At 58.2% G+C, this 1,244-nt stretch carries 2 rRNA genes; both read left to right on the top strand.

Going from position 1 to position 1,244, the window contains the following annotated elements:
• A 16S ribosomal RNA gene (locus ACFV9Q_RS29265) occupies positions 1–318 on the top strand; the annotation flags it as partial.
• A 321-nt stretch (positions 319–639) separates the two neighbouring features.
• A 23S ribosomal RNA gene (locus tag ACFV9Q_RS29260) occupies positions 640–1,244 on the top strand; the annotation flags it as partial.

The following is a 1,244-nucleotide window of genomic DNA, read 5'->3' as shown; positions in this document are numbered from 1 at the left end:
GTGCTACAATGGCCGGTACAATGAGCTGCGATACCGTGAGGTGGAGCGAATCTCAAAAAGCCGGTCTCAGTTCGGATTGGGGTCTGCAACTCGACCCCATGAAGTCGGAGTCGCTAGTAATCGCAGATCAGCATTGCTGCGGTGAATACGTTCCCGGGCCTTGTACACACCGCCCGTCACGTCACGAAAGTCGGTAACACCCGAAGCCGGTGGCCCAACCCCCTTGTGGGGAGGGAGCTGTCGAAGGTGGGACTGGCGATTGGGACGAAGTCGTAACAAGGTAGCCGTACCGGAAGGTGCGGCTGGATCACCTCCTTTCTAAGGAGCACTTCTTGGCTGCCAGCTTACGGGTTGGTGGTCCAGGGGCCAGTTCATCAGCGAACGTCTGGTGCTGGTTGCTCATGGGTGGAACGTTGACTATTCGGCACAGTGGATTCGATGGTTTTGCTAGTACTGCTTCGGCGTGGAACGCAGGGTCATGGGTCGGCTGGGTCGGGCACGCTGTTGGGTGTCTGAGGGAGCGGCCATGTTGTGGCTGTTTCTTCGGTTGCCGGCCCCAGTGAACTCGGGATGTTTGGTCTCGGGGTGGTGGGTGGTTGGTCGTTGTTTGAGAACTGCACAGTGGACGCGAGCATCTGTGGCCAAGTTTTTAAGGGCGCACGGTGGATGCCTTGGCACCAGGAACCGATGAAGGACGTGGGAGGCCACGATAGTCCCCGGGGAGTCGTCAACCAGGCTTTGATCCGGGGGTTTCCGAATGGGGAAACCCGGCAGTCGTCATGGGCTGTCACCCGCTGCTGAACACATAGGCAGTGTGGAGGGAACGCGGGGAAGTGAAACATCTCAGTACCCGCAGGAAGAGAAAACAACCGTGATTCCGGGAGTAGTGGCGAGCGAAACCGGATGAGGCTAAACCGTGATGGTGTGAGACCCGGCAGGGGTTGCCATGTTGGGGTTGTGGGAGTGAGCTTGATCGGTCTGCCGGCCGGTCGGCGAGTCAGAAACCGTTGGTGTAGTCGAAGGACATGCGAAAGGTCCGGCGTAGAGGGTAAGACCCCCGTAGCTGAAACATTGACGGCTCGTTTGAGAGACACCCAAGTAGCACGGGGCCCGAGAAATCCCGTGTGAATCTGGCGGGACCACCCGCTAAGCCTAAATATTCCCTGGTGACCGATAGCGGATAGTACCGTGAGGGAATGGTGAAAAGTACCGCGGGAGCGGAGTGAAATAGTACCTGAAACCGT

Origin of the sequence: Promicromonospora sp. NPDC059942, assembly GCF_042731755.1 — a bacterium.
GTDB lineage: Bacteria > Actinomycetota > Actinomycetes > Actinomycetales > Cellulomonadaceae > Promicromonospora.
Note: the sequence above shows the minus strand (reverse complement) of the source record. Positions and strands in the feature narration are given on the sequence as shown.